Raw genomic sequence first — 26,499 nt, forward strand, 5'->3', positions numbered from 1 at the left:
AACTCTGAGCGACGGGCCGGCCTTCAAAGCGTGGGTGCGCCAGGCTGGGGAATCGACTTATTCGCCACATTATCTTATTAGTTAATTCGGAAAATCTCGAAAAATCCCCGGTGACGGCGTTTCTATAGCCAAGCAAACGGCCAATTTGCCTGCCGCAAATGCCTGGTACCCCTGTCAAGCAGCGGCCCAGTTTTAAAGCCAAGCTCCCGCTTGGTGCGACCAGAATATGCGTGCGCAGATAGTTTCGATCGGTGCAGAAACAAAAATACCTGCACTCTGAGGATTTCGTTGTGGCACGGGATGGCCTGTTCCCACGGCGCCGATCGCTCAAATTCTGCCACGGCAAGGCTCTACAAGCCAGGAACATTCCAAGTCACTTCTCAGCCTCGAACGCGACATCGATGAGGCGTCGGATCTCGTCCGGTCGGGTGCGGTCACCGCGTTGAAGATCTATCCGCGCGAGCTGGTCCGGCTCAACGCGTAGGTGAATTGAAACGGCACCATTTGAGGGTCGACCTCTTTTTCTCGTACGAGGTATTGCATCCTTCATAAATAACTCGTACTCAAAATAACGGACCGAGACAAGGCGGCAACCTTGCCTCGGCCCTCACCACAAAGTCTTCTGGAGAGACAATATGACTAATCATGTCCTTAAAGCCGATACTGCTGCTTGGAAACTGGCCCTTTCAAAACTTCGCGCTGCGAAAGCGGAATGCGCGGCGATGAAAATTCCACGGGACCGGGATATTCAGAATGATAAATGGGAGACGTACTTCGTAGCCGAGTCCGCCCTACTGACTTTGCCAGCGCCGGACCTCAACGCGGTAATCGAGAAGCTCATGCTCCTCTGGAACGAAGACTTGGCTTCTGGAGCGCCTGAGTCCCTTCAGCGATGTCGGGTTATTGGAGACATTCGTCGAATTGGTGCTTTTTCATGAATGGAAGATCCAACAGCGCCACTCAGATTGCTTGGGAACTCGCATCCGCTTTGTTCATGAATGCCAAAGCGGAATGCGACAAACTTGAAATGACGCGCGATGACGCGATCTGGGATGGTACATTCGATAGCTACTACGAGCGGCGGGAAGAACTGTTGGCACTGCCAGCACCGAACGTAAGGGCTGTGATCTGGAAGATTGAAATCCTGTGGACTGATGAAATTCAGTCCGAACTCCCTGAAGGGATAGGCACCAGGGCAATTATAAGCGATCTGCTGCGGTTGGAAACGCGTGGCGCGATCAAATAAATTTGGCCAATTAACCGCGGGCGAACTCATCGTCGCGGTCCTTACCCAGATTGCAGACATCGAACAGACAAGGCATCCCTGATGACTGCGACGCTGGCAGGGATGCCGCCCGCGTGGCGATAGCGACCACCGGGCGAACCCAACGTAGCAAGGTCCGGCAGACCTGCGGCCAAGTCTGGCTCTCGAAGGCCACTGTTGCCGGTCGAGCGCCAACCGTTTGATCTTGGTTGGAACCAGGCGATTGGCTCCGATCCAAGAAATCTACATGGCTTACCATCTAAAAGTAAGGGTATTTTCTTACGTGCATCCGGCCAGCGATGTACTCGTGACATCATGACAGCCCATCACATCGCCTCGAAAGTCCGTCGTGCCTTGCGCAATGAGACGGGGGCTCAACTTTCTCTTGCGCACTTGCGTGAACTGGTTGGTTTCGGCCTGCTCGATATCCTCTCAAAACACGAGACCCAGGAATTATGTCCCGCGACAACAGCCCCTACATCGTTGGCGACTTCTGGCTCGATAAGCGGCGCGACGGTCGCGCCAAAAAGGTTTGGCAAATTGCCAGTGCCATCAAGCGATCGGTCCTTTATCGCAGCACTCACTGCCAAGGCCTAGAGGAAGCCAAGGCTGCGCTCGATGGCCATGTGGCAAATGAAAAGGCTCTCTCGAGGCAGGATGCGCGGGACGCTGAAGTGATCCCGATGCTGATGGCGTACTGGACTGAGCATGGCCGGAAACTGATCAACTTCGACCAGACCGGCCGCAGCATTCGAACATTTATCGGCTTTCTGGTGCAGGATCGTGCTGGTGTGCGCGCTGTCATCACTGACATGGGGCCGGCAATGTTCGAGCGGTTTCGGGAGTGGCGCATGGGGCCGCATGCATTCGATGTGCCGTGGGCGGGCAAGACTATAGTCTATGCCAGCGAAGGCGTAGCCGGCGCGACCGTGCAAAGGAACATCAACGATATCCGTGCAGCCGTTCATCATGCTGAGGACAACCTGCGGATCCCGAGGGCGCCCAAGATCAAGGACATCGACGAGAAATATCAGTCGGCTCCGCGAGATCGGGTGCTCACCATCGAGGAGATGGCGCGTATCGCCTGGTATGCATCACATAACTCCGACCTGTTCAGGTTCGTGGCCTTACAATTTGCCACTGCGGTTCGGCCCCAAGCTGCCCTAAAATTTGACCCGGCAATCCAATATGATCCGAAGACCGGGTTGATCGATCTGCACCCTCACGCATCTCCAGTGACCAAGAAGCGGAACGCCATCGTGCCTGCGATCCGACCCCTTCGGCCAGTGCTCCTTGCCTGGGCGAGGGAAGGAGCCACGCCCGTTTGCTCGCACAAAACGGCGTGGAGGGTCATGCGCCGCACGCTTGGTCTATCGTCTGACGTTCATCCCAAGACAATCCGGCACACTATCGCGACACTTCTATATTCCGACGAAACGGTGCTGGAGCGCGAGGTAAGTGAATTGCTGGGGCACGTTGGCAAGCTGGCGCCCTCGACGAAGGCGTACGCGAAGTACAGTCCTACCCGGTTGCGGGGCGCAGTGCGGTCGCTGACAGCTCTTTGGAAAGTGGTCAGCAAGGAGGCACGAGCCTACGGCGCTGACCATTCACTGACCACCGGGCAGCGAGGGGACGCTTTTCATGTGGTTAAGAGGCCATAAGCTTCTGATTTTGCACAGAATTATGGTGGGCGCGGCAGGGATTGAACCTGCGACCCCACCCGTGTGAAGGGTGTGCTCTACCACTGAGCTACGCGCCCGTTCCGGCTCGACAGGTCGCGTGGACGTGTCGTCTGGACAGGCGCAGGCCCCTATCGTTTTGGTCTGTGATTGACAAGTGGGGGCGGAAAGATAATTGGCCTTGGCATGACCGAGTCCGACATCACCCCCGCCGAAATCGAAACCCCCGCTGCGCCGCCTGCGGCCGCAGACGTGCCGCCCGATCGCCTGGCGATCCAGCCGCGCAGCCCGTATTTCGACGGCGACAAGCTGTCGCGCGGCATCGGCATCCGCTTCAAGGGCGTGGTGCGGCACAATGTCGAGGAATTCTGCGTTTCCGAAGGCTGGGTGCGGGTGCAGGCCGGGCGTTCGCTCGACCGCAAGGGCAACCCGCTGACGATCAAGCTGAGCGGCCCGGTCGAAGCCTGGTACGAAGACCTGGGCGAAGACGCACCGGTTCGTAAGCTCTAAAGCGGCAACAGCCTGGGATGCTCGCGCGCGATCAGCGCGGTCAGCCAGTCCTTGAATGCACGCACGCGGGCCAGGCTGTGCGTGTCCTTGTGCGTAACCAGCCAGAAGCTGCGCACGATACGCCGGTCCGGCAGCACCGGCACCAGCAGGCGGTCGGCATCGCCGATAAAGCAAGGCAGCACGCCGACGCCGACACCGGCCGCGATCATCCGCGCCTGCGCGGTGATCGAGGGCGAGCGGGCGTTGGCGCTGAGCCCCGGTTCGAAATCGGTCAGGTAGCGCAGTTCGGGATCGTGGAGCAGGTCGGGCACATAGCCGACCAGGCGATGGCCGCGCGACAGGTCGGCGGGCACGGTGGGCGTGCCGTTCAGCGCCAGATAGCCGCGCGTGGCATACAACCGCAGCGTATAGTCCGACAGCTTGCCCGCGATCACCGGCCCGGCGCGCGGGCGCGACAGCGTGACCGCCAGATCGGCCTCGCGCTTTGACGGGCTGAGCAGGCCCGATGATGCGATCAGGTCGACGGTCAGGCGCGGATGCGCCTCGATGAAGCTCTTGAGCGCCGGCGTGACGATGGCGCTGGCCAGGCCCTCGGTCAGGCTGATCCGCAGCAGCCCTTGCGCGCCTTCGCCACCCGCCTGTTCGGCAATGCGGCTGGCCGATTGCGCCATCGCGTCGACTTCGGCCAGCAGCGCCTCGCCCGCTTCGGTCAGCACCTGGCCTTCGCGCGTCTGTTCGAACAGCGTGGCGCCCAGCCGCGTTTCCAGCCGGCGCAGGCGCCGGCCGATCGTGGTCGCATCGACACCCATCGCCGCAGCGGCGCGCGCCAGTTGCCCGCCGCGCGCCACGGCGAGAAAGGCCTGGTAATCATTCCAGTCGGGTGCCTGCATAATTGCAGGTATGGATCGCATTTTCGTGTGTTGCGTGCAACAGTTCACGGGTGCAGGGCGCGTATGACGAATTTCGCCCATAAGGACGCCAACTCCATGCGCATCATCGACCATTTCATCGCCGGCGGCACTGCCGGGCTCGGCCAGACCCGCCGCAGCCCGGTCTATGACCCCAACACCGGTGCGGTGCAGGCCGAAGTGGTGCTGGGCGGGGCCGTGACGCTGGAACGCGCGATTGGCGCAGCGCAGGCTGCACAGCCCGCCTGGGCCGCGACCAATCCGCAGCGCCGCGCGCGCGTGCTGTTCCGGTTCAAGGAACTGGTCGAGACCCATATGGCCGAGCTCGCGCATCTGCTGTCGAGCGAGCACGGCAAAGTGATCGCGGATTCGCGCGGCGATATTCAACGCGGGCTCGAAGTCGTGGAATTCGCATGTGGCGCGCCGCATGTGCTTAAAGGCGAATACACCGAAGGCGCCGGGCCCGGCATCGATGTCTATTCGATGCGTCAGCCGATCGGCATCGGCGCCGGCATCACCCCGTTCAATTTTCCCGCGATGATCCCGCTGTGGATGGGCGCGGTCGCGGTATCGGTGGGCAATGCGTTCATCTGCAAGCCGTCCGAGCGCGATCCCTCGGTGCCGGTGCGGCTCGCTGAACTGTTCCTCGAGGCTGGCCTTCCCGCCGGGATTTTCCAGGTGGTGCACGGCGACAAGGAAATGGTCGATGCGATCCTCGATCATCCCGCGATCGCCGCGGTCAGCTTTGTCGGATCGTCCGACATCGCCAACTATGTCTACGAACGCGGCGCCGCCAACGGCAAGCGCGTGCAGGCGATGGGCGGGGCCAAGAACCACGGCGTCGTGATGCCCGACGCCGATCTCGACCAGGTGGTGAACGATCTGCTGGGCGCCGCGTTCGGCTCTGCAGGCGAGCGTTGCATGGCATTGCCGGTGGTGGTGCCTGTGGGGCATGACACGGCCGAGCGGCTGCGTGCCAAGCTGGTGGCCGCAATTCAGGCGTTGCGTATCGGCGTATCGACCGATACCGATGCGCATTATGGCCCGGTGGTGACGGCTGCGGCCAAGGCGAAGATCGAATCGTGGATCGGTCGCGCCGCCGACGAAGGCGCCGAGATCGTGATCGACGGACGCGGCTTTGCGTTGCAGGGCCACGAGGACGGGTTTTTCGTCGGGCCGACGCTGATCGACCATGTGACCGACACGATGGACAGCTATCACAACGAGATATTCGGCCCGGTGCTGCAGATCGTGCGCGCCAAGGACTTCGACGAAGCGGTCGCGCTGCCCAGCAAGCACCAGTACGGCAACGGCGTCGCGCTGTTTACACGCAATGGCCATGCCGCGCGCGAATTTGCCAAGCGGGTGCAGGTCGGCATGGTCGGCATCAACGTGCCGATCCCGGTGCCGGTCGCCTATCACAGCTTTGGCGGGTGGAAGCGGTCGGGGTTTGGCGATACCAACCAGCACGGCATGGAAGGCGTCAAGTTCTGGACCAAGGTCAAGACGATCACCCAGCGCTGGCCCGATGGATCGGCCGAAATGGGCAATTCGTTTGTTATTCCCACGATGGGGTAACGCTTCCCCTCCCCTTCAGGGGGAGGGGCGGGGGGGTAACGCTTCCCCCCTCCCCTTCAGGGGAGGGGCTGGGGGTGGGGCCTCTCCCCATTCCCCGCCGCTCATGGACCAATCCGAGCGTGGAATGTAGCCGAAAGGCCCCACCCCGCCCCCTCCACGGAAGGGGAGGGGCTTATGGAGAGCGCAATGACGCAGTTCAGCCTGACCGAGGACCAGTTGGCCATCCAGGAGATGGCACGCAGGTTTGCGGCCGATGCCATCGTGCCGCATGCGGCGGGCTGGGACGCCGCCCACGAATTCCCGCGCGAAACCATCCGCGCGGCGGCCGAACTGGGCTTCGCGTCGATCTATGTCAGCGAGCAATCGGGCGGGATCGGCCTGGGCCGGCTGGAGGCGGCGCTGATTTTCGAAGCACTGTCGTATGGTTGCCCCACGACATCGGCGTTTCTTTCCATCCACAACATGGCCTCGTGGATGATCGACAAGTTCGGCAGCGACGATGTGAAGGCGCGCTACCTGCCGCGCCTGGTCACGATGGAGCTGATGGCCAGCTATTGCCTGACCGAGCCGGGTTCCGGATCCGATGCAGCGGCATTGCGCACGACCGCGCGGCGGGAGGGCGATGCGTATATCGTGTCGGGGACGAAGCAGTTCATTTCGGGCGCGGGCGTCAACGACATCTATGTGACCATGGTCCGCACCGGCGAGCCGGGGCCAAAGGGTATTTCGTGCCTGGTGATCGAGCGCGACATGCCGGGCGTCGTGTTCGGCGCGCCCGAGCGCAAGCTGGGCTGGAACGCATCGCCCACCGCGCAAGTCATGTTCGACAACGTGCGTGTGCCGGTGGCGAACCGCGTGGGTGACGAGGGCGATGGCTTTCGCTTTGCGATGGCCGGGCTCGACGGCGGGCGGCTGAATATCGGCGCGTGTTCGCTGGGCGGGGCGCAGCGGTGCCTCGACGAAGCGATCGGCTATGTCAAAACGCGTGAGCAGTTCGGGCGCAAGATCGCCGACTTCCAGAACACGCAGTTTCAGCTCGCCGATATGGCCACCGATCTCGAGGCGGCGCGCGCGCTGCTGTATCTGGCCGCCGCCAAAGTCAGCGCCGATGCGCCCGACAAGACCCGGTTTTCGGCGATGGCCAAAAAGCTGGCGACCGACAGCGGCTCGGCGATCGTCGACCAGGCGTTGCAGATGTTCGGCGGCTATGGCTATTTGCAGGACTATCCGATCGAGCGGTTCTGGCGCGATTTGCGCGTGCATCGCATTCTGGAAGGCACCAACGAAGTCATGCGGATGATTGTCGGGCGAGACCTGCTGAAATGAGTTCGCCAACCGATGCGCCGGTGCTGGCGACGATTACGGGCAAAGCCGGGCATCTGTCGCTCAACCGGCCGCGTGCGCTGCATGCGCTGACGCTGCCGATGGTGCAGGCGATGATTGCCGCGCTGCTGGCGTGGCGTGATGATCCGGCGGTGGAGGCCGTCATCATCGACCATGCCGAAGGGCGCGGATTTTGCGCCGGCGGCGACATCGCGTTTTTGCGGGCGTCGGCGCTGGAGGACCAGGGCACGGCCGGGCGGCAGTTTTTCTATCAGGAATATCAGCTCAACCACCTGATCCTGACGTATCCCAAGCCGGTTATCGCGGTGATGGACGGGATCACGATGGGCGGCGGGGTTGGCCTGGCCGGCCCGGCGTCGGTCCGCATCGCGACCGAGGCGACGCGCCTCGCCATGCCCGAAACCGGGATTGGGCTGTTTCCCGATGTCGGCGGCGGCTGGTATCTGTCGCGACTGCCCGGGCGACTGGGGCAGTACCTGGCGCTGACTGGCGCGCGGCTCGATGGCGCAGAGTGCCTGTGGGCCGGGCTGGCGACGCATTACCTGCCTGCGGCCGCGCTGGCCGAGGTCAAGGCGGCGCTGATGGCCGATCCGGGCGATGTGGCGGCGATCCTGCACCGTGCGGCGGTTGCCCCGCCACCGGCCAGGATCGCCGGGACCAGCGCCGACATCGACCGGCTGTTTGCCTCCGACCGCTACGAGGATATTCTGGCCGCGCTGGCTGCCGATGGCGGCGAATGGGCTGATGCGACACTCGCTACGCTGCGCACCAAAAGCCCGCAGGCGTGCAAGGTCGCGCTGCGCCAATTGCGCGACAGCCTCGATTGCACCGACTTTGCCGTAAACATGGCGATGGAATACCGCATCGGCAGCCGCGTGCTGGTCCGCCCCGATTTTGCCGAAGGCGTGCGCGCGGTGATCGTCGACAAGGATCACGCGCCCAAATGGAAGCCGCCCACGGCCGAGGCTGTGACCGACGACCTGATCGATGCGATTTTTGCGCCGCTGGGCGCCGATGAAGAATGGAAACCGCTGTGAGTTACGAAACCGTTCTGGTGGAGGCGCGGGGCGCCGTCACGCTGATCACGATCAACCGGCCGCAAGCGCTCAATGCGCTGAGCAGCCAGGTCGCCGAAGACCTGATCGCCGCGTTTGCCGCGTTTGAGGCCGACCCGGCGCAGCGGTGCGCGGTGTTGACCGGATCAGGTGAGAAAGCCTTTGCCGCCGGCGCCGATATCAAGGAAATGGCCGAAAAGGCGACGGCCGATTTCTATGCGCAGGATTTCTTTGCGCGCTGGACCAGTCACCTGGTCAAGACCACGCGCAAGCCGTGGATTGCGGCGGTCAACGGCTTTGCGCTGGGCGGCGGGTGCGAACTGGCGATGATGGCCGATTTCATCATTGCAGCCGAAAACGCCAAATTCGGCCAGCCCGAAATCAAGCTGGGCGTGGCGCCGGGCATGGGTGGGTCGCAGCGCCTGACCCGCGCGATCGGCAAGGCCAAAGCGATGGAAATGTGCCTGACCGGGCGGATGATGGATGCGGCCGAGGCCGAACGCGCAGGGCTCGTCGCGCACGTCGTGCCGCTGGCCGGGCTGATCGACGATGCGCTGAAGACGGCAACGGCGATCGCCGCAATGCCGCCGCTGGCCGCAATGGCCAACAAGGAGATGGTCAATGCAGCATTCGAAACCACGCTCGACCAAGGCCTGGTGTTCGAGCGCCGGCTGTTTCAGGTCTTGACCGCGACCGCAGATAAGGCAGAGGGCATGGCCGCATTCGTCGAAAAGCGCCCCGGCGTATTCACCGGCCGCTAATCCGGCAGGGCCACATGATAACCGGACCCGTGACCACGGGCCGCACACAGGAGTTGATTATGGCCAAGCGCATCGCCTTTATCGGGCTGGGCAATATGGGCAGCGGAATGGCGGCCAACCTCGTCGCGCATGGTCATAAGGTCGAAGCGTTCGATCTCGATACCGCAGCGCTCGGCCGGGCAAAGCTGGCGGGATGCGGCGTGCACACCAGCATCAATGCCGCGCTCGACAGCGCCGATGTGGTGGTGACGATGCTGCCCGACGGCAAGATCGTGCGCAGCGTCTATCAGAACGACGTGCTGAAATGGGCGCCCAGGGATGCGCTGTTCATCGATTGCTCGACGATCGACGTGGCCAGCGCGCACGCCGTGATCGCCATGGCCGGCACGCATGGCCACCCGATGGTCGATGCGCCGGTTTCGGGCGGGATCACGGCCGCGAAAAACGGCACGCTGACGTTCATGGTCGGCGGCAGCGATGCGGCGTTTGCGGCGGCGCAGCCGATCCTGAGCGCGATGGGCGCCGCGGTCGTGCATGCCGGCGGCGATGGCGCGGGGCAGGCGGCGAAAATCTGCAACAACATGCTGCTCGGCGCAACGATGGTCGCCACCAGCGAGGCGTTTGCAATGGCCGAAAAACTGGGCCTCGACTTGCAGGCGTTTTACGACATCTCGTCGAAATCGTCGGGTCAGAGCTGGTCGATGACCAGCTATTGCCCGGTTCCGGGCGTCGGTCCCGTAACCCCTGCGGACAATGATTACGAGGGCGGGTTCACTTCGGCGCTGATGCTGAAGGACTTGCGCCTGGCGATGGCCGCTGCGGCGGAATCCGGCGCCAATGTGCCGATGGGCCACCGCGCGGCGGAATTGTACGAAGCGTTCGTTTCAGCAGGCAATGCCGGCAAGGATTTCTCGGCAATCATCAAGACCCTGCGCAAGTAACACACCAGGGAGGGGCGTCTCGGCTACAATCCCACCTGCGATGATCCCATCAGCGTTGGCGAGTGGGGCGAGGCCCCACCCCCAGCCCCTCCCCTGAAGGGGAGGGGAGCAGGTTGCGTCACTCTTTTCTCCTTGCCCCTTGACCGCAACCCTGTTCGCCGTGATCGTCGAGCGCAGACGGGGGCGCGGCATGGCAACGATCGAACCACACAAACCCGGCGTATCGACCTGGCTGGTGGTACTGCTCGCGCTGGCGATGTTCATCAATTATGCCGATCGCGGCAGCTTGGCGGTAGCAGCGCCCGTGCTCAGCCGCGAACTGGCGATAGGCCCCCGCAATCTGGGGATCCTGTTGTCGGCGTTTTTCTGGACATATGCGCTGATCCAGCCTCTGGCAGGCGCGGTGGTCCAACGCCTGCCGCTGCGCTGGGTCCTGCCGGCGGGGTTGCTGGTGTGGTCGGCGACGACGATCGGCTGCGGCCTGGTGACCGGTTTCGCCGGCCTGCTGGTATTGCGCATGGTGATGGGCCTGGGCGAAAGCGTGATCTTTCCCGCCAATGCGCGGATCCTGTGCGAAAATGCCGCCGATCATCAGCGCGGGCGCGCCAATGCGGCAATTTCGCTGGGGCTGGCGCTGGGCCCGGTGGCGGGCACGCTGATCGGCGGGCTGGTGCTGGCGCGCTATGGCTGGCGGCCGGTGTTCTGGGTGATCGGGTCGGCCTCGGTGCTGTGGCTGCCGCTGTGGTTTGCCACGCGCCTGCCAACCGAACGGCACGTTGGCGATGGGTCTGCCGTCGCCCGCCCGCCGACGCCGGGCTGGGGCGAAATCCTGTCGCAGCGCGGCCTGTGGGGCATGGGCCTGGGGCAGTTCTGTTATGCCTATCCCACGTATCTGTTGCTGACCTGGCTGCCGACGTTCCTGGTTTCGTCCGAGCACTATGCGTTGCCGCGCATGGCAGTGGTCGGCGCGGCGATCCCGCTGGGTCAGGGGCTTGGCGGGATGGTCAGCGGAACGTTGTCCGACCGGGCGATTGCCGCCGGCCACGATATCAGCGTGGTCACCAAGCGCTGGCTGCTGGGCGGGGTGTCGGGTGTCGGGTTGGCGTTCGTTGGCGCGACGCTTGCGTCGCATGACACCGTCGTATGGTGGCTGGCGGCGGCGGTCGTTGGCTGCGGGGTGATCAGCCCGATCAACTATGGCGCGGGGCAGACGTTGGCCGGGCCAGGTGCGGCCGGGCGGTGGATGGGCGTGCAGAACCTGCTCGGCAATCTGTCGGGCGTGACAGCGCCGCTGGTGACGGGGCTGGTCGTCGAAGCGACCGGATCGTACCAGCTTGCCTTCCTGATCCCGGCCGTGCTCGGCTTTGTCGCGCTGATCGCTTATGGCCCGCTGGTCGGCCCGATCCGGCAGATCCCATGGCGCGGCTGATCCTGCTCAACAAACCCTTTGGGGTGCTGTCGCAATTCACCGATGGCGGCGATCGTCCGACATTGGCGGGTTTCGTGCCGGTGCCCGGCGTTTATCCCGCTGGGCGCCTCGATCGCGACAGCGAAGGGCTGCTGCTGCTGACCGACGATGGCCGGTTGCAGGCGCGGATTGCCGAGCCCCGGTTCAAATTGCCCAAGACGTATTGGGTGCAGGTCGAAGGCGAGGCGAACGACGCGCAACTGGCCGCGTTGCGCAACGGTGTGACGCTGAAAGACGGGATGACGTTGCCCGCGCAATGCGAACGCATGGATGCGCCGGCGTTATGGCCACGCGATCCGCCGGTGCGCTTTCGCAAATCGGTGCCCGATGGCTGGATCCGCCTGACAATCTGCGAAGGCCGCAACCGCCAGGTACGGCGCATGACCGCTGCCGTGGGCTTGCCGACGCTGCGACTGGTCCGCTGGCGGATCGGGCAGTGGACGCTGGATGGCCTGGCCGTGGGGCAATGGCGCGAGATTCGCGTGCCTGATCAGATCCGGGATTCAGAGGAGATGATGCGGTAACTACCGCGCGCTGCGGGTCATCCGTGCTGCGATGATCCGGCCGATCGGATCGTCGCGCAGCGCAGGCGCGGCCGAGACGGGAACCGCATCCTCGTCGTCCGAATTCCGGGCCAGTACCACCGGCGTCGGCGCCGTGCGGGCCATCAGATACGTGCGCGCGGGTGCGACAGCGGCCATGCGGACCGGGGCGTGGGCCACAGCCTTGACAATGCGCGGGGCGATGGCGCCGGTTTCGGGCTGGATGCCATCGAGGAAATCGTTGTCGATCAGGCTGGTCGGGCGCGCGGCGGCAGCGGCGGGGCGCATCGCCACCAGCCGCGTCACGCGCGGGGCATCGGCCTGCGCCAGTGTCGTGCGGGCCGACAGCAACGGCGGGCGCGCCCCGTGCTTGTAGATGAACCCGTTGACCGGCCAGCGCGTCGTGCCCAGATCCCCGATCGGGGCGTACCACACGCGCACTTCGCTCCAGTCGTTGGCATCCGACACATCGACCGCGCGCACGTCAAGTTCGGCCTGGCCGCGCCGGCCGCCGATCGGCGACCAGTTGCTGTGGCGCAGCAGGACTGTACGGGTGTCGATCACGCGGCTGACCATGGCGACATGGCCCAGCCGCATCGCGCCGTGGGGGCGAAAGCTCATCACTGCGCCGGGGCTGGGCACATGGCCGCGGGTGTATTGCCCGTCGGCCTGGTCCCACCAGGTGTGCGCATCGCCGAACAGTTGAATTCCCGACGCCTGGCGGGCAAACGGCACGCATTCCACATAAGGCAGGGCATCGCCGTCATCACTGCCGGCTTCGGCGCTCGGCGCGAACGCAGCCGGTTTTGCCATGGCACCGTGCGGCGCGAATTGCACGACCAGCGCGAGCGCTGCGGCAAGCCGCCAACCGGCCCGTTTGTCGATTCGTGATGCGCTGTTCCTCATGGTCTTGATTTTGGGTCAGCCGCGTTAAAGCCGCCCATTCTGATAAGGTTAACCGCACATAAGCAATTTATCGGGGCTTAAAATGTTGGTTCTACGAGAAATTATTTTTATGGCGGAAATGCGTGTCCAAGCCGGCAAGCGAAGGCAAAGGTTTGCCGTCGCGCACGCCAAACGCTGCAATTGCTTGCCTTTTACCCGCCAAGCGATCACGGCATGACCATGTCCGCCCCCATTCTGCCCCATGTCGTGATCATCGGCCGACCCAATGTCGGCAAGTCCACTCTGTTCAACCGTTTGGTGGGCAAGAAACTCGCGCTCGTCGATGACCAGCCCGGCGTCACGCGCGACCGCCGCCTGGGCGATGCCGACCTGCTGGGCCTGGCCTTCACGATCGTGGACACTGCCGGGTGGGAAGACGACGACGCTGCCAGCCTGCCCGGACGGATGCGCGCGCAGACCGAGGCCGCGTTGACGGGTGCCAAAGTCGCGCTGTTCGTGATCGACGCGCGATCGGGGCTGACCCCGCTCGACGAGGAAATCGGCCGGCACCTGCACCAGTGCAATGTCCCGGTGATCCTGCTGGCAAACAAGGCCGAAGGCCGCGCGGGCGATCATGGATTGTTCGAATCCTATGCGCTCGGCTTTGGCGATCCGGTCGCGTTTTCCGCCGAACACGGACAGGGGCTGGGCGATCTGTTCGAAGCGCTGTTGCCCGTGCTTGGCGAAACCGAGGCGGTGCCGGACGAAGAAGAACACGAAGACTACACCTACGACCCCAAAAGCGTGCTGAAATTCGCAGTCGTCGGCCGCCCGAATGCCGGCAAATCCACGCTGATCAACCGCATCCTGGGCGAAGACCGCCTGCTGGTCGGGCCCGAAGCCGGAATCACGCGCGATTCGATTGCGGTCGATTTTACCTGGCACGACGATGCGGGCGAGGAGCGCGCGGTGCGCCTGATCGACACCGCCGGCATGCGCAAAAAAGCCAATGTCGTCGAGAAACTCGAAAAAATGTCGGTCGCCGATGCGCGCCACGCGATCGACTTTGCCGAAGTGGTCGTGTTGCTGCTCGATGCCACGCGCGGTCTCGAACATCAGGATCTGAAAATTGCCTCGATGGTGCTCGAGGAAGGTCGCGCGCTGATGATCGCGATCAACAAGTGGGACATTGCCGAAGACCCCAGTGCGCTGTTCAACGGTATCCGCGCCGCGCTCGAAGACGGGTTGGCGCAAGTGCGGGGCGTGCCGCTGATCGCGGTGTCGGCGATGACCGGCAAGGGCCTCGACCAGATGATCGCGACCGCGTTCACGTTGCGCGATGCGTGGAGCCAGCGCGTGCCGACCTCCGCGCTCAACCGCTGGTTCGACACCGCGCTGGAGGCCAATCCGCCGCCGGCGCCAGGTGGCCGCCGGATCAAGCTGCGCTATATCACGCAGGCCAAGACCCGGCCGCCGAGCTTTGTCATGTTCGGCACGCGGCTCGACCAGCTGCCCGAAAGCTATCGCCGCTACCTGGTCAATGGCATCCGCCGCGAGCTGGGTTTTGACGCGGTGCCCATCCGCCTGACCTTGCGCAGCGCCAAGAACCCGTTCGCGCCCAAATGACCGCATTCGTGCCCGATCTGCCCAAAACGCTGTCGGTGGCGATGAAGCGCGGGTTTTTGGGCAAATGCCCGCGTTGCGGCGGCACGCATCTGTTTGCCCGGTTTCTCAAACCCGTCGATCGCTGCGGCTTGTGCGGACAGGACTGGACGCTGCACGCGGCGGACGATTTCCCGCCCTATGTCGCGATCATCGTCACCGGGCACGTGATGGCGCCGTTCCTGATCATCCTGGGCGCGATGACCGCGATCTCGATGTGGCTCGAAATCGGCGGGGCCACGGTCATGGCGGTCGCGATGCTGATGGGTCTGCTGCAACCGGCCAAAGGCGCGATCATCGCGCTGCAATGGTGGATGGGTATGGCGGGCTTTGCCGGCCGATCGGGCAAAGTCGAAGTCGAGGCGGCGATCACGGCGGGCGGTTAAGGGCCGGGGCCATAGGCGCTAGCTTGGATTAAAAATAACAAATTCCGCTCATCCTGAGCCTGTCGAAGGATGCGCGCTGAGGTCTGCCCAACCCGCAAGGTATTTAAGCCAAGATCGAACGTCGCGCGCATCCTTCGACAGGCTCAGGATGAGCGGGGGTCTTTTTACAACACACCCAGCTTATCTCAGCGCGTATGGTTGCCAACCATTGCCCGCCGGAGGCTTTTCAGAACCAAACCAACGGAAAACGGCACCCCGGATCAGATCCGAGGTGCCGCAGCTGATGGAGCTCTCCAGGGGCCTTCAAAAAATCTCGAACAACCCCGCAGCGCCCATGCCGCCGCCGACGCACATCGTCACGACGGCGTATTTCGCAGCGCGCCGCTTGCCTTCCAGCAGTGCGTGGATCGCGCAGCGGGCGCCGGTCATGCCATACGGATGGCCGATCGAAATCGAGCCGCCGCTGACATTGAGCAGGTCGTCGGGAATGCCCAGCTTGTCGCGGCAATACAGCACCTGCACGGCAAACGCTTCGTTCAGTTCCCACAGGCCGATGTCATCGATGGTCAGGCCGAACCGCTTGAGCAGCTTGGGAATCGCAAACACCGGGCCAATTCCCATTTCATCGGGTTCGGTGCCGGCCACTGCCATGCCGACGATGCGGCCAAGCGGCGTCAGGCCCTTCTGGGCAGCAAGTGCGCCCTCCATCACGATCACCGCGGCCGAACCGTCCGACAATTGGCTGGCATTGCCTGCGGTAACGATGCCGCCAGGCAGCACGGGTTTCAACGAGGACAGCCCTTCGAGCGTGGTTTCGGGGCGGTTGCCTTCGTCCTTGTTCAGCGTCACGTCGCGCATGGTCACTTCACCGGTGACTTTGTCGGCGACGGCCATGACCGTGCTGGCGGTGATCACTTCATCGGCGAATACGCCGGCGGCCTGTGCCGCAGCGGTGCGCTGCTGCGATTGCAGGGCATAGGCATCGCAGGCTTCGCGGCCGATGCCATAGCGCGTGCCGACCACTTCGGCGGTCTGCAGCATCGGCATGTAGATCGCGTTGTGCATGGCATACAGCTCGGGATCGGGCTGGACGCGCATGTCCTTGGTCTGCACCAGGCTGATCGATTCCTGGCCGCCGGCGGCGACGACATCCATGCGGTCGATCACGACCTGTTTGGACGCGGTGGCGATCGCCATCAGGCCTGATGAGCACTGGCGATCGAGCGACTGGCCCGACACGGAAACCGGCAGCCCGGCGCGCAGCAGCACCTGGCGCGCGATATTGCCCGCCTGCGCACCCTGTTGCAGAGCGGCGCCCCACACCACGTCATCCACTTCGCCGCCTTCGATCCCCGCGCGCTCGACCGCCGCGCGCAGTGACAGCGCGCCCAGCGTGGCGCCGCCGGTGGCATTGAAGGCGCCCTTGTAGGCCCGCCCGATCGGCGTCCGCGCGCCGGCTACGATGACTGCATCACGCATTGTTGTGTTCCTCTGGTTGAAAGGCGTGGGTTATCGGGTTGCCGCCAAATCGATCGCGCAATTCGCGTTTCAGGACTTTGCCGATCGGGCTGCGTGGCAATTGATCGATCACCGCGATGCCGCTGATTCGCTGGGTCTTGCCCAATTGCGCGTTGGCGTGTTCCAGGATCCCTTGTGACGCACCCGCCGGATCAGCCAGCACCACCACCGCAAACGGCGTCTCGCCCCATTTTTCCGACGGAATGCCGATCACCGCGACTTCGCGCACGGCGGGGTTTTGGGCCAGCACCGCTTCGAGATCGGTGGGAAAGATATTGAACCCGCCCGAAATGATCAGGTCCTTCGACCGGTCCATCAGGATCAGAAAGCCGTCTTCGTCAAACCGGCCGATATCGCCGTGGCGGATAAAGCGGCGGCCATCGGCGTCATGCCATTCGGCCTCGCGCGTCTTGTCGTCCTGCCCGTGATAGCCGGTCATCATCGTCGGCGAACGGCCAACGATTTCGCCGGTCGCACCGCGCGGCAGTTCCTGCCCGTTCTCGTCGATGATCTTCATCTCATGCCCGGGCGCCACGCGGCCGACCGTGTGCAATTTGTCGGGAAACTCGTGCGCCAGCAGCAGCGCCGATGCGCCGCCTTCGGTCATACCATACGCTTCGAGCAGGCCACCGGGCCAGCGCGCGAGCACATCGGCCTTCAGCGCAGCGGGAAACGGCGCGGATGTCGAGGATTTGAGCCGGTATGACGACAGGTCATAGCTGCCGAAATCGGGCAGCTCCATGATCCGGCGGTATTGCACGGGCACGAGCATCGCGTGGGTCACGCGCTCGGCCTGCGACAACGCCAGGAATTGCTGTGCATCGAATCTGGCCATCAGCACGACTTTGCCGCCGCCGGCCAGCGCCGGAAAAAAGCTGACCAGCGTGGTGTTCGAATAGAGCGGGGTCGATACGATCACCGTCGTATCGTCGTTGTATCCGCCGCCGACCGTGCGCCTGGCATATTCATGGCGCATCTTGTGGCTTTGCACGATGCCCTTGGGCGTGCCGGTGGTGCCCGATGAATAAATGATGTTGAACGGATCGCCAGGCGCGATGGCGACCGGCGCCGCGATCGTTCCGACCGGCGGCAACCATTGCGACAGCGCAAGGCCCGCATGGCTGTCATCGATGGCAATCCGCGTAACGCCCAGCGGAAACGGCAGATGCGCCAGCGCGTCTGCCATCGCCGCATCGAGCAACAGCACCCGCGCGCCGCTGTCGCCAAGCATCGCCATGACCGTTTCGCCCGATGCCGACGATGTCAGCAGCGCTGCCGGCGAACCGGCGCGCAGGATCCCCAGGAACGCCAGCGCGGCCATCACCGAATTGGTCGCGGCCAGCGCGACCGGTTCGTGCAGGCCAACGCCCGCCGCCTGCAACCCGGCGGCGATCCGTTCGGCCATTGCGCCAAGCTCGGCCCAGCTGACCTGGCGCTGTTCGTCGGCCAACGCGATCGCGGGCCCACGCCGCGCGGCATGCGACGCCAGGATCGTGGGCAGCGGAATGAAGTCCGCCGCCACGATATCGGCCACGCTCAGATAGGCGGTCTCCATCATCCGAATGTCTCGCCTGCCTGGGCCTTGGCCGCCAGCAAGGGCGCGACCGGCTGGCCATGGCGGGTCAGGCCATCGACCACGGTCTGCAAGCCGATCGCATCGGCCCAGAACATCGGCCCGCCGGTCCACGCCGGCCAGCCATAGCCGTTGAGCCACACGGTATCGATATCGCCGGGGCTTTGCGAAATGCCTTCGTCCAGGATCAGCGCGCCTTCGCTGATCATCGGGTACAGCAGGCGCTCGCGGATCTCGTCCTTGCCGATGTCGCGCTGCAGCTTGCCTTCCTTTGCGGCGAATTCGGCGATGATCGCCTTCACTTCGTCAGACGGCGTGCGCTGGCGATTGTCGTCATAGTCGTAGAAGCCTTTTTTGGTCTTCTGTCCCCAGCGGCCGACCGCGCACAGCGCGTCCCGGATCGATTCGATGCGCGACGGATCGCGGTGCCAGCCGATATCGATGCCGGCGAGATCGGCCATCTGCCACGGGCCCATTGGAAAGCCGAATTCGAGCAGCGCCTCATCGACCTCCCAATATTTCGCACCTTCCATGATAAGCGCATGCGCCGCGGCCTGGCGCGGCGACAGCATGCGATTGCCGATAAAGCCGTGGCATACGCCCGACACCACGGGGATCTTGCCGATCTTGACCGACAGCGCCATCACCGTCGCCAGTTCCGACGCGCCGGTTTCGCGCCCGCGCACGACTTCGAGCAGTTTCATGACATTGGCGGGCGAGAAAAAATGCGTGCCGAGCACCGACGCGGGCCGGGAAGTCATCGCGGCGATCGCGTCGATATCGAGATAGCTCGTGTTGCTGGCGAGAATCGCGCCCGGCTTGACCGTTTTGTCCAGTCGGCCGAACACCTCTTTCTTGACGTCCATGCTTTCATAGACCGCCTCGATCACCAGGTCGCATGGCGCCAGTGCGCCGAAATCAAGCGTCGGCGTCAGCAGTGCGATCGCGGCCTCGGCCTGCGCTGCGTCCAGCTTGCCCTTCTTGACCGTCGTTTCGTAATTGCGACGGATCGTGGCGACGCCGCGGTCGAGCGCGTCCTGCGTCATTTCGACGATCGTCACCGGGATGCCGGCGGTCAGGAAATTCATCGTGATCCCGCCGCCCATCGTGCCAGCCCCGATCACGCCGACCTGCGTGATCGGGATCAGCGGCGTGTCGGCAGGGATATCGGCGATCGTGGCAGCGGCCTTGCGCGCGGCGTCGATGTGTTCGCGGGCGCCGGTGATGGGGTCGGACATGGCTTTTTCCTTCTCGTGGTTCAGGCGCGGCTGTCGGTCAGCGCGGCGTAGATCAGGGTCTTGAGCTGTTGCGAAATCGGAAACACGATCGACGGCATGACCTGTGTCAGGAATACCATCGACACGCCCTCGGCGGGATCGACAAAGAACTTGGTCGAATAGATCCCGCTCCAATGGAATTCGCCCGCGCTGCCCGGGGTCAGGTTGCGCACCGGGTCGGTCACGACGGCAAAGCCCAGGCCAAAGCCGATGCCGGCCTGTTCGGGATCGCTGAACAGCGCGCGGGCGACCTGCGGCAGATCGGCGGGTGCGCCATCGCGATCACGCAAATGGTTGGCGGTCATCAGCCGCAAGGTGGCCGGGCTGATCAGGCGCACGCCATCCGTGGCACCGCCGCCTGCGAGCATGCGGCAGAACCGGTGATAATCGGCCATTGTCGACAACAGGCCGCCGCCGCCGCTTTCGAATTTGGGCTCGCGCAGCGTAAACGATGTCGCGGCCTGGTCAAACGGTCTGGGTCTGCCGCCGGGGACATGCATCCACGCATCGGTCAGCCGGTCGATCTTGCCTGCGGGGCAGAAAAACGCGGTATCGATCATGCCCAGCGGTGCAAGGATTTCGTCGTGCAGGAATGCGCCGAGGCTTTTGCCGCTCAGCCGGCTGACGATCACGCCCAGCACATCGGTCGCGACCGAATACTGCCACGCCTCGCCGGGCTGGAATTCCAACGGTATCCGCGCAAGGCCCGCAATGAACGCATCGTTGCCATCCAGCGCAGGATGCCCGTCCAGCCGCCCCTTGCGATAGGCGGCGTCGATGGTGTTGCGGTTCTGGATGCCATAAGTCAGCCCCGACCGGTGCGTCAGCAGATCGACCATGCGCATCGGTGTGGCCAGCGGCCCGGGCAAAAACGGCGCCTCACCGCCGCCGCCCGCATAGATCCGCAGATCGGCAAATTCGGGCACGACTTTCGTCACCGGATCATCGAGCGCGACCAGCCCGCGTTCGACCAGCATCATGAACGCGATCGACACGATCGGCTTGGTCATCGACGCCATGCGGCAGATCGCATCGTCGCGCCACGCCGTGCCATCCGCGCGCATCGCGCCCAGCGTCGCACGCCACACCGGCACACCATCGCGCGCAACCATGATGTCCGCGCCGGGAAAACGCCCCGGGCCGACGTAATCGCGTTCCAGAAAAGCGCCGATCCGATCGAGCCGCGCTGCGTCGAACCCGTGGTCGGCGGGGTTTGCCAGGTCCATCGTCATGCTCGTGCGCGCCCGTCTTTTGAGCCGAAGATCGCAACGGATTGCAGTCCGCGCATCACTTCGACACCATCGGTGTTCCACATCCGCAAGGTCTCGCTGGAAAACCCGTCGGCCAGATGGTTGGATTCGGTTTCCAGCAGCCACCACCCATCGCGCGTGGCCATATCCTCGCCCAGTACGGTCAGTGACCAGTTGATCGAGCTGAGCGGGCCGGGCCGCTCGATCGCGCGAATCGATCCTGGCGGCAGCGTATCGCCGATCGCGATCATTTCGGCATAGGGATCGAGCCCCTCGCGGTCTTTCAACCGCACCCAGCGGCGTATCGCCATCCGGCCATCCCCCCCGCGCGGGCCCGCCTGGCGCAAATCCATCCGTTCGATGAAGGCCGGTGTCATCGGTGAATGGGCGACCGGCTCGCTCGTTTCGGGCGCGGCCATTCCGTCCAGGCGCGCTGCCGGATTATGGCCATTGCCCGGTCGCGCGCGCCCGAACAGCCAGGTCGCGCGAAACGCCAGTGCGCCTTCGCACCACAGCGCGGTTTCGACATGGCTGACGCTTTTTCCCGTGCGCAACATCGTCACGCGCGCCTCGATATCTTCGCCCACCGGGCCGATGAAGCCGATCTGCGCAGCGCGCAACGGCGGCAGATCAGGAAAAGCGCGCTGTGCCGCGACATAGGCGATAAACGACGACGCACCGCCATACATCGTGCGCCCCTGCATCCAACCCGCCGCGCCATGCAGCGTGAAACGGTCGCCATCACGGACCAGCGCCTGCGCCAGATGCGACAGCGGGACGGCGGTGTCCCCAAACTGGCCCTGATCCATCGCGACCCTCTTTTTCCGACTCTGCCTGCCGGCAAATTTAAGCGCTTGATTAGGGTAACTTTGGACCTGCGAAAAGGGGCTTTGGCGCAGGCTATCGGTTCCGCTACGGCGCGCTGCTTTCCCCGTGGGCGCTCATTGCCGGTTCAGGTCTGCTGGTCGATCACCCCCACCTTGATGGAGACCTGTTATGCCCGTTCTTGCCATGCTGTTGCTTGCGGCGCCCGCTGGCGCGCTGGCGCCGTGCCGCGCTGAACAGCTTGCTGTGTCGCTCGACGGGCGCGACGGCGAATTCAACGGCATGTCGCATTCGGGAACGGAGCTGTCGATCCGAAACACGGGCCCCGATTGCACGCTGGTCGCTCTGCCTGTGGTGCAGTTGCGCGATGCACGCAATCGCGTGCTGCCGGCGATCCGCCAGGCGCCGCGCGGCATGCATCCCGGCCCGGTCATGGTGCCCGTGCGGCTCGCCGCCGGTCACCGCGCGGCGACCGAAATCCGGTGGGTCGCTGGCCCCGTCTTTCCGCACAGCCGGCGCGTGCGCGCGACCAGGATCACCGTGAAGATCGGGAACGGCATGCTCGGCGCCCCGCTGACGGCCACGCTTTACGGAAATGCCGGACAACCCGTCACGTTCGAACAAACCCCGATGCATGCGATGGAGGGCATGGCTGCGGATTGACCGTGATTGCGGTCGCGGTCAAATAGCACTTGCCTATCGCCGGCGTGGATACGAGACCGCCAGTCCGGGTTTCTATTTCGACGCCGGCGCAATCAGAGCGTCGCTGTCCTTGCCCGCCCAGTCGTGCGCGCCGACCATGCGCCACACTTCGCGGCCTTGCGCATCGTAGAGGACACTCGTCGGAAGTTCGCCGCTGTTGTAGTAGAACCCGAGCGTGTTGTCGGGATCGAGCCACGCCGGCAGGTGGGCATAATGCAGTGCGGCCTTGACCTTTTCGGGCTGGGCCATGTCCTGCGCGATTGTCACCACCGCCAGATGGCCGGCCTGTCGTGCGGCCAGCGCGTCGAGCGTCGGCAGTTCCTTGACGCAAGGGGCACACCAGGTGGCCCACAGGTTGATCAGCACCGGCTTGCCGCGCAGGCTCTGAATATCGAGTTTGGCGCCGCTGCCATCGTGGACGGTTGCCTGCGGCAGCGCCGCGCCCTTGTGGCTGCGGTCGATTTTTCCGGCGAACGCTTCACCGGAGGCGCTGCCGGCGTCGGACGCGGTCGCGCTCTCTGGTTGCGCCGGGGCGCGCTGCTCTCTATCGCACGCGCACAGGCTTAAACCGGCCAGCGCGATGGCAAGGGGCAGACGTAGCGAGATGAGTGGCAATTCCGGTTCCAATCAGATGTGGGGCGGGCGTTTCGCCGCCGGGCCGTCGGCGATCATGCGCGAGATAAATGCCTCGATCCCGTTCGACAAGGCGCTGTGGGGGCAGGACATCGCCGCGTCAAAGGCGCATGTCGCGATGCTGAGCGCGCAAGGCATCGTCACAGCCGCCGATGCCGCTGCGATCACCGCCGGGCTCGACCAGATTGCAGCCGAATATGCGGCCAATGGCGTGCCCGAGGACTGGGATCTCGAAGACATCCACATGACGACGGAGAGCCGGCTGGCCGATCTGATCGGCCCGGTCGCCGGGCGGCTGCACACTGCGCGCAGCCGCAATGACCAGGTTGCGACCGATTTCCGGCTGTGGGTGCGCGATGCCTGCGACGAGCTCGAAACCGGGCTGATCGCCTTGCAGGTCGCGCTGGTGACACGCGCGCGCGAACATGCCGGCTCGATCATGCCGGGCTTTACCCATCTGCAGACCGCGCAGCCGGTCACCTTGGGGCACCACCTGCTCGCCTATTACGAAATGATCCGGCGCGACCGGTCGCGGCTGGCCGATGCGCGCGCGCGGATGAACGAATGCCCGCTGGGCGCAGCGGCGCTGGCCGGCACCGGCTTTCCGATCGATCGCGCAGCCACCGCCGCGGCGCTCGGCTTCGACCGGCCGACTGCCAACAGCCTCGATTCGGTGTCCGACCGCGATTTCGCGCTCGATTTCCTGATGACCGCGGCGCAGATCTCGCTGCATCTGTCGCGCCTGGCCGAAGAATTCATCATCTGGGCAAGCCAGCCGTTCGGCTTCGTCGCGCTGCCCGACAGCCTGTCGACCGGCAGCTCGATCATGCCGCAGAAGAAAAACCCCGACGCGGCAGAGCTCGTGCGCGGCCATTCCGGGCGCATCGTCGGCAGTCTGACCGCGCTGATGATCACGATGAAAGGCCTGCCATTGGCCTATTCGAAGGACATGCAGGACGACAAACCCCCGGTGTTCGAGGCGGCATCGCTGTTGACGCTGTCAGTCGCGGCGATGACCGGCATGGTCGCCGAGGCACGCTTTCGCACCGATCGCATGCGCGCGGCGGCGGAACTGGGTTATGCGACCGCAACCGACCTGGCCGACTGGCTGGTGCGCCAGGCGGACATTCCGTTTCGCGAGGCGCATCACATCACCGGCACGGCCGTGCGCCTGGCCGAAAGCCGGGGGATCGCGCTCGATCAGTTGTCGATCGACGATCTGCGCGGGATTGATGCGCGGATCGACGAAACGGTCTATGCTGCGCTCAGTGTCGAGGCATCGGTGGCCGCGCGCGCCAGCCATGGCGGCACTGCGCCGGCCCAAGTCAATCTGCGTGTGGCCGAGGCGGCCCTGTCGCTCGGTCTGGAGTTGTGATCATGCGTGCTTCGAGAACCGCCGTGCTGCTGTTCGCCGGGCTCAGCCTGCTGGCCTTGCCGGGCTGCGGCAATCGCCGCGTGCTCAAGCCGCTGGCGGGGCACACTTTGCCGCGCGAACCTTATGGCAGCAGCTATCGCCCCAATGCCGATCAATTGCTGAAACAACCGGTCGAGGCCAAACCCGAACGCACTGTCGACGCGCGCGTCCGGTCCGAAGAACGCGCGGACGATCCGTTCGACCTGCCGCCCGAACATTGAGCTGAGGCCGAGTTTTCCATGGACCATTTCGAGTACCAGAGCGGCGTGCTGCATGCCGAAGCCGTCAGCCTGCCTGCGATTGCCGATGCGGTCGGCACGCCGGTCTATGTCTATTCGCGCGCCACGCTGACGCGCCATGCGCGCGTGTTTCGCGATGCGCTGGCGATTTTGCCCTCGGTGCGGATCGCGTTCGCGGTCAAATCGAACCCCAATCTGGCGGTGCTCAAAGTCCTGGCGGCAGAAGGCTATGGCGCCGATGTCGTCTCGGGCGGAGAGATGGAGCGCGCACTTGCCGCCGGGATGGCGCCCGGCAGCGTGGTGTTTTCGGGCGTGGGCAAGACCACAGCCGAAATGGCGCGCGCGTTGCAGGCCGGCATCGGCCAGTTCAATCTGGAAAGCCTGGAAGAGGGCCTCGAACTGGCGGAGATCGCGCGCGGGCAGGGCGTGGTCGCGCCATGTGTGCTGCGCGTCAATCCCGATGTCGATGCCGGCACGCATGGCAAGATTTCGACAGGCAAGGCGGAAAACAAATTCGGCGTGCCGTTCGACCGAGCGGCGGCGATCTACGCGCGGCTGGCCGCAGAGCCGGGGCTGGCGATGCGCGGGCTGGCGCTGCATATCGGCAGCCAGCTGTCGCGGCTCGATCCGCTGGAGGCGGCGTTCACCAAAATCGGCGGCCTGATGCGCGCGGTCCGCGATGCCGGGCACACGATCACGCACATGGATCTGGGCGGCGGAATCGGTGTGCCGTACAAGGCGGGCGAGCTGTTTCCGAGCCCCGAGGATTACGCCGCGATGGTTGCGCGGGTCACGGACGGCTGGGGTGTGACGCTGATGTTCGAGCCGGGCCGCGTGATCACCGGCAACACCGGTGTGCTGTTGACGCGGGTAATCCGGGTCAAGGAAGGGGCTGGCCATCCGTGGGTGGTGGTCGATGCGGCGATGAACGACCTGGCGCGCCCGGCAATGTATGATGCCTGGCACGATTTCGGATCCGTCACGCCCGATGGCGCGCGGATGACTGCAAACATCGTCGGGCCGATCTGCGAATCGAGCGATACGTTTGCCATGGCGCGCGAGATCGATGTCGTGGCGCGCGGCGACCTGACCGTGTTCCGTACCGCCGGCGCCTATGGCGCATCGATGGCGAGCACGTACAATTCTCGCGACATGGTGCCCGAAGTCATGGTCGATGGCGATCGCTGGGCCGTCGTGGCCGATCGCATCGTGCCCGCCACGATCCTGGCGGCAGAGCGCGTGCCGGATTTCCTGCGCTGATGTTGCCTGCGCCAATGTTGCCAGCCCCGATGTTGCCTGCACTCCCGTTGTTCCATCGCGTGGCGGGTCAGCCGGTGATCGTGCTGGGCCATGGCGATGCCGCGGCGGCCAAGCGGCGGCTGGTCGAGCGCGCGGGCGGGGTGGTGGTCGACGACCTGGCGCAGGGCATCGACACCGGCGCGCGGCTGGCATTCATCGCGCATGACGATCAGACGGCGGTGGAGGCGGACACCGTGCGCGCGCGCTGCGCTGGTCTGCTGGTCAATGCCGTCGATCGGCCCGAGCTGTGCGATTTCACCACGCCGTCGCTGGTCGATCGCGCCCCGCTGCTGATCGCGGTCGGCACCGGCGGGGCCAGCGCCGGACTGGCCAAGGCCGTCCGGCTGCGGATCGACGCGATGCTGCCGCAAGGCCTCGGCGCACTGGCCGATGCGTTGAAGGCCGCGCGCGGTGCGTTGCGCGCGCGCTGGCCCGACGCTGCGACGCGCCGCCGCGCGCTCGATCGCGCGCTGGGTGAAGGCGGTGCGCTCGATCCGCTGCGCGATCATGGTGCAGACGCGGTTGCGCTATGGATCGGCGATGCGGTTCCGGCGCAAACCGGGCGCTACGTGGTGGAATTGACGAGCGGCGATCCCGATGACCTGACCTTGCGCCAGGCGCGATTGCTAGGGCAGGCAGACGCACTGGTGGTGGGGACAGGCGTTCCCGCCGCAATCACATCTCGCGCCCGCGCCGACGCGTTGCGGCTGGCGCCGGGCGACGCCGAGCCCGAGGGGTTGGTGATAGAACTACGGATATGACCCGATAGTCAGACCAAACCCGGCG

At 64.6% G+C, this 26,499-nt stretch carries 26 protein-coding genes and 1 tRNA gene; 18 read left to right on the plus strand and 9 right to left on the minus strand.

Annotation, left to right across the window (positions count from 1 at the left end; genetic code table 11):
* Positions 1 to 635: 635 nt before the first annotated feature.
* The 3 genes from ACOOE2_RS04540 to ACOOE2_RS04550 all read left to right on the plus strand — a co-directional run bounded on the left by ACOOE2_RS04540 (position 636) and on the right by ACOOE2_RS04550 (position 2,925).
* Positions 636 to 938, plus strand: coding sequence for a hypothetical protein (locus tag ACOOE2_RS04540; protein ID WP_420381834.1), 303 nt, complete (start codon positions 636 to 638; stop codon positions 936 to 938).
* Positions 935 to 1,246 carry a hypothetical protein gene (locus ACOOE2_RS04545; protein WP_420381835.1) on the plus strand — a complete coding sequence of 104 codons (312 nt, stop codon included), beginning with the start codon at positions 935 to 937 and terminating at the stop codon, positions 1,244 to 1,246. Before ACOOE2_RS04540 ends, ACOOE2_RS04545 begins: the two co-directional genes overlap by 4 nt.
* A 473-nt stretch (positions 1,247 to 1,719) precedes the next feature.
* Entirely contained in the window at positions 1,720 to 2,925 is a 1,206-nt protein-coding gene (locus tag ACOOE2_RS04550; RefSeq protein WP_420381836.1) for an integrase, read from the plus strand.
* 23 nt (positions 2,926 to 2,948) lie between these two features.
* On the opposite strand, the gene ACOOE2_RS04555 is transcribed toward ACOOE2_RS04550, so the two are convergent.
* Positions 2,949 to 3,023 (minus strand) — tRNA-Val (locus ACOOE2_RS04555).
* Between the two features lie 106 nt (positions 3,024 to 3,129).
* Between ACOOE2_RS04555 and ACOOE2_RS04560 the strand changes: the two genes are divergently transcribed.
* The gene (locus ACOOE2_RS04560) at positions 3,130 to 3,453 is read left to right on the plus strand and encodes a DUF3297 family protein (RefSeq protein WP_420381837.1); all 324 of its coding nucleotides are present in this window, start codon (positions 3,130 to 3,132) and stop codon (positions 3,451 to 3,453) included.
* Here ACOOE2_RS04560 and ACOOE2_RS04565 read toward each other — a convergent pair.
* Positions 3,450 to 4,364, minus strand: coding sequence for a LysR family transcriptional regulator (locus ACOOE2_RS04565; RefSeq protein ID WP_420381838.1), 915 nt, complete (start codon positions 4,362 to 4,364; stop codon positions 3,450 to 3,452). The genes ACOOE2_RS04560 and ACOOE2_RS04565 overlap by 4 nt on opposite strands.
* Before the next feature lie 75 nt (positions 4,365 to 4,439).
* Here ACOOE2_RS04565 and ACOOE2_RS04570 point away from each other — a divergent pair, with 75 nt between their 5' ends.
* From ACOOE2_RS04570 to ACOOE2_RS04600, 7 genes are all read left to right on the plus strand, one after another.
* A complete protein-coding gene (locus tag ACOOE2_RS04570; protein ID WP_420381839.1) occupies positions 4,440 to 5,939 on the plus strand; it encodes a CoA-acylating methylmalonate-semialdehyde dehydrogenase in 1,500 nt (499 codons plus the stop codon).
* A 186-nt stretch (positions 5,940 to 6,125) separates the two neighbouring features.
* Positions 6,126 to 7,265, plus strand: a complete 1,140-nt coding sequence (locus ACOOE2_RS04575) for an acyl-CoA dehydrogenase family protein (RefSeq protein ID WP_420381840.1) — start codon at positions 6,126 to 6,128, stop codon at positions 7,263 to 7,265.
* Positions 7,262 to 8,320 (plus strand): enoyl-CoA hydratase/isomerase family protein, encoded by a 1,059-nt coding sequence (locus ACOOE2_RS04580; RefSeq protein WP_420381841.1) that lies wholly within the window; start codon positions 7,262 to 7,264, stop codon positions 8,318 to 8,320. Before ACOOE2_RS04575 ends, ACOOE2_RS04580 begins: the two co-directional genes overlap by 4 nt.
* Complete coding sequence (locus ACOOE2_RS04585; protein ID WP_420381842.1) at positions 8,317 to 9,099, plus strand: enoyl-CoA hydratase-related protein; 783 nt, start codon at positions 8,317 to 8,319, stop codon at positions 9,097 to 9,099. The genes ACOOE2_RS04580 and ACOOE2_RS04585 overlap by 4 nt, the downstream gene beginning before the upstream one ends.
* A 59-nt stretch (positions 9,100 to 9,158) precedes the next feature.
* The gene (gene mmsB, locus ACOOE2_RS04590; RefSeq protein ID WP_420381843.1) at positions 9,159 to 10,040 is read left to right on the plus strand and encodes a 3-hydroxyisobutyrate dehydrogenase; all 882 of its coding nucleotides are present in this window, start codon (positions 9,159 to 9,161) and stop codon (positions 10,038 to 10,040) included.
* 190 nt (positions 10,041 to 10,230) lie between these two features.
* Positions 10,231 to 11,469 (plus strand): MFS transporter, encoded by a 1,239-nt coding sequence (locus ACOOE2_RS04595; RefSeq protein ID WP_420381844.1) that lies wholly within the window; start codon positions 10,231 to 10,233, stop codon positions 11,467 to 11,469.
* Positions 11,457 to 12,032 (plus strand): pseudouridine synthase, encoded by a 576-nt coding sequence (locus ACOOE2_RS04600; RefSeq protein ID WP_420381845.1) that lies wholly within the window; start codon positions 11,457 to 11,459, stop codon positions 12,030 to 12,032. The genes ACOOE2_RS04595 and ACOOE2_RS04600 overlap by 13 nt, the downstream gene beginning before the upstream one ends.
* Here the strand turns inward: ACOOE2_RS04600 and ACOOE2_RS04605 are convergent, their stop codons facing one another.
* Positions 12,033 to 12,956, minus strand: coding sequence for a CHAP domain-containing protein (locus ACOOE2_RS04605; protein WP_420381846.1), 924 nt, complete (start codon positions 12,954 to 12,956; stop codon positions 12,033 to 12,035).
* 231 nt (positions 12,957 to 13,187) lie between these two features.
* Between ACOOE2_RS04605 and der the strand changes: the two genes are divergently transcribed.
* Together der and ACOOE2_RS04615 are read left to right on the plus strand one after the other, a co-directional pair.
* On the plus strand, positions 13,188 to 14,561 hold the full coding sequence (gene der, locus ACOOE2_RS04610; protein WP_420384556.1) for a ribosome biogenesis GTPase Der: 1,374 nt from the start codon (positions 13,188 to 13,190) through the stop codon (positions 14,559 to 14,561).
* Between the two features lie 8 nt (positions 14,562 to 14,569).
* Complete coding sequence (locus tag ACOOE2_RS04615; protein ID WP_420381847.1) at positions 14,570 to 14,983, plus strand: DUF983 domain-containing protein; 414 nt, start codon at positions 14,570 to 14,572, stop codon at positions 14,981 to 14,983.
* 303 nt (positions 14,984 to 15,286) lie between these two features.
* On the opposite strand, the gene ACOOE2_RS04620 is transcribed toward ACOOE2_RS04615, so the two are convergent.
* The 5 genes from ACOOE2_RS04620 to ACOOE2_RS04640 are packed head-to-tail and all read right to left on the minus strand — an operon-like array spanning position 15,287 to position 21,410.
* A complete protein-coding gene (locus ACOOE2_RS04620) occupies positions 15,287 to 16,462 on the minus strand; it encodes an acetyl-CoA C-acyltransferase (RefSeq protein ID WP_420381848.1) in 1,176 nt (391 codons plus the stop codon).
* Positions 16,455 to 18,059, minus strand: a complete 1,605-nt coding sequence (locus ACOOE2_RS04625) for a class I adenylate-forming enzyme family protein (RefSeq protein WP_420381849.1) — start codon at positions 18,057 to 18,059, stop codon at positions 16,455 to 16,457. The genes ACOOE2_RS04620 and ACOOE2_RS04625 overlap by 8 nt, the downstream gene beginning before the upstream one ends.
* A complete protein-coding gene (locus ACOOE2_RS04630) occupies positions 18,056 to 19,312 on the minus strand; it encodes a 3-hydroxyacyl-CoA dehydrogenase NAD-binding domain-containing protein (protein ID WP_420381850.1) in 1,257 nt (418 codons plus the stop codon). Before ACOOE2_RS04630 ends, ACOOE2_RS04625 begins: the two co-directional genes overlap by 4 nt.
* 20 nt (positions 19,313 to 19,332) lie before the next feature.
* The gene (locus tag ACOOE2_RS04635; RefSeq protein WP_420384557.1) at positions 19,333 to 20,577 is read right to left on the minus strand and encodes a serine hydrolase domain-containing protein; all 1,245 of its coding nucleotides are present in this window, start codon (positions 20,575 to 20,577) and stop codon (positions 19,333 to 19,335) included.
* 2 nt (positions 20,578 to 20,579) lie between these two features.
* Positions 20,580 to 21,410, minus strand: coding sequence for a thioesterase family protein (locus ACOOE2_RS04640; protein ID WP_420381851.1), 831 nt, complete (start codon positions 21,408 to 21,410; stop codon positions 20,580 to 20,582).
* A 187-nt stretch (positions 21,411 to 21,597) separates the two neighbouring features.
* Here ACOOE2_RS04640 and ACOOE2_RS04645 point away from each other — a divergent pair, with 187 nt between their 5' ends.
* Positions 21,598 to 22,089, plus strand: a complete 492-nt coding sequence (locus tag ACOOE2_RS04645) for a DUF4232 domain-containing protein (RefSeq protein ID WP_420381852.1) — start codon at positions 21,598 to 21,600, stop codon at positions 22,087 to 22,089.
* Positions 22,090 to 22,161: 72 nt separating this feature from the next.
* On the opposite strand, the gene ACOOE2_RS04650 is transcribed toward ACOOE2_RS04645, so the two are convergent.
* On the minus strand, positions 22,162 to 22,743 hold the full coding sequence (locus ACOOE2_RS04650) for a TlpA family protein disulfide reductase (protein ID WP_420381853.1): 582 nt from the start codon (positions 22,741 to 22,743) through the stop codon (positions 22,162 to 22,164).
* Positions 22,744 to 22,759: 16 nt separating this feature from the next.
* Here ACOOE2_RS04650 and argH point away from each other — a divergent pair, with 16 nt between their 5' ends.
* The 4 genes from argH to ACOOE2_RS04670 are packed head-to-tail and all read left to right on the plus strand — an operon-like array spanning position 22,760 to position 26,474.
* Positions 22,760 to 24,136: an argininosuccinate lyase gene (gene argH / locus ACOOE2_RS04655; protein ID WP_420384558.1), complete on the plus strand. Its 1,377-nt coding sequence runs from the start codon at positions 22,760 to 22,762 to the stop codon at positions 24,134 to 24,136.
* Between the two features lie 2 nt (positions 24,137 to 24,138).
* Complete coding sequence (locus ACOOE2_RS04660; RefSeq protein ID WP_420381854.1) at positions 24,139 to 24,396, plus strand: hypothetical protein; 258 nt, start codon at positions 24,139 to 24,141, stop codon at positions 24,394 to 24,396.
* An 18-nt stretch (positions 24,397 to 24,414) separates the two neighbouring features.
* Complete coding sequence (gene lysA, locus ACOOE2_RS04665; RefSeq protein WP_420381855.1) at positions 24,415 to 25,674, plus strand: diaminopimelate decarboxylase; 1,260 nt, start codon at positions 24,415 to 24,417, stop codon at positions 25,672 to 25,674.
* 29 nt (positions 25,675 to 25,703) lie between these two features.
* The gene (locus tag ACOOE2_RS04670; protein ID WP_420381856.1) at positions 25,704 to 26,474 is read left to right on the plus strand and encodes a siroheme synthase; all 771 of its coding nucleotides are present in this window, start codon (positions 25,704 to 25,706) and stop codon (positions 26,472 to 26,474) included.
* The last annotated feature ends 25 nt before the right edge of the window (positions 26,475 to 26,499 follow it).

The organism is Novosphingobium sp. (genome assembly GCF_965214355.1).
Classification (GTDB): Bacteria; Pseudomonadota; Alphaproteobacteria; order Sphingomonadales; family Sphingomonadaceae; genus Novosphingobium.

Bases quoted from the DNA above. Each gene is read 5' to 3' on its own strand.
- ACOOE2_RS04565 (WP_420381838.1), bottom strand. From the start codon at position 4,364: ATGCGATCCATACCTGCAATTATGCAGGCACCCGACTGGAATGATTAC.
- lysA (WP_420381855.1), top strand. From the start codon at position 24,415: ATGGACCATTTCGAGTACCAGAGCGGCGTGCTGCATGCCGAAGCCGTC.
- ACOOE2_RS04560 (WP_420381837.1), top strand. From the start codon at position 3,130: ATGACCGAGTCCGACATCACCCCCGCCGAAATCGAAACCCCCGCTGCG.
- ACOOE2_RS04630 (WP_420381850.1), bottom strand. From the start codon at position 19,312: ATGTCCGACCCCATCACCGGCGCCCGCGAACACATCGACGCCGCGCGC.
- ACOOE2_RS04645 (WP_420381852.1), top strand. From the start codon at position 21,598: ATGCCCGTTCTTGCCATGCTGTTGCTTGCGGCGCCCGCTGGCGCGCTG.
- ACOOE2_RS04620 (WP_420381848.1), bottom strand. From the start codon at position 16,462: ATGCGTGATGCAGTCATCGTAGCCGGCGCGCGGACGCCGATCGGGCGG.
- ACOOE2_RS04575 (WP_420381840.1), top strand. From the start codon at position 6,126: ATGACGCAGTTCAGCCTGACCGAGGACCAGTTGGCCATCCAGGAGATG.
- ACOOE2_RS04605 (WP_420381846.1), bottom strand. From the start codon at position 12,956: ATGAGGAACAGCGCATCACGAATCGACAAACGGGCCGGTTGGCGGCTT.
- ACOOE2_RS04635 (WP_420384557.1), bottom strand. From the start codon at position 20,577: ATGGACCTGGCAAACCCCGCCGACCACGGGTTCGACGCAGCGCGGCTC.
- ACOOE2_RS04595 (WP_420381844.1), top strand. From the start codon at position 10,231: ATGGCAACGATCGAACCACACAAACCCGGCGTATCGACCTGGCTGGTG.
- ACOOE2_RS04600 (WP_420381845.1), top strand. From the start codon at position 11,457: ATGGCGCGGCTGATCCTGCTCAACAAACCCTTTGGGGTGCTGTCGCAA.
- ACOOE2_RS04570 (WP_420381839.1), top strand. From the start codon at position 4,440: ATGCGCATCATCGACCATTTCATCGCCGGCGGCACTGCCGGGCTCGGC.
- ACOOE2_RS04545 (WP_420381835.1), top strand. From the start codon at position 935: ATGAATGGAAGATCCAACAGCGCCACTCAGATTGCTTGGGAACTCGCA.
- ACOOE2_RS04580 (WP_420381841.1), top strand. From the start codon at position 7,262: ATGAGTTCGCCAACCGATGCGCCGGTGCTGGCGACGATTACGGGCAAA.
- ACOOE2_RS04540 (WP_420381834.1), top strand. From the start codon at position 636: ATGACTAATCATGTCCTTAAAGCCGATACTGCTGCTTGGAAACTGGCC.
- argH (WP_420384558.1), top strand. From the start codon at position 22,760: ATGTGGGGCGGGCGTTTCGCCGCCGGGCCGTCGGCGATCATGCGCGAG.
- ACOOE2_RS04625 (WP_420381849.1), bottom strand. From the start codon at position 18,059: ATGATGGAGACCGCCTATCTGAGCGTGGCCGATATCGTGGCGGCGGAC.
- ACOOE2_RS04640 (WP_420381851.1), bottom strand. From the start codon at position 21,410: ATGGATCAGGGCCAGTTTGGGGACACCGCCGTCCCGCTGTCGCATCTG.
- mmsB (WP_420381843.1), top strand. From the start codon at position 9,159: ATGGCCAAGCGCATCGCCTTTATCGGGCTGGGCAATATGGGCAGCGGA.
- ACOOE2_RS04550 (WP_420381836.1), top strand. From the start codon at position 1,720: ATGTCCCGCGACAACAGCCCCTACATCGTTGGCGACTTCTGGCTCGAT.
- ACOOE2_RS04660 (WP_420381854.1), top strand. From the start codon at position 24,139: ATGCGTGCTTCGAGAACCGCCGTGCTGCTGTTCGCCGGGCTCAGCCTG.
- ACOOE2_RS04670 (WP_420381856.1), top strand. From the start codon at position 25,704: ATGTTGCCTGCACTCCCGTTGTTCCATCGCGTGGCGGGTCAGCCGGTG.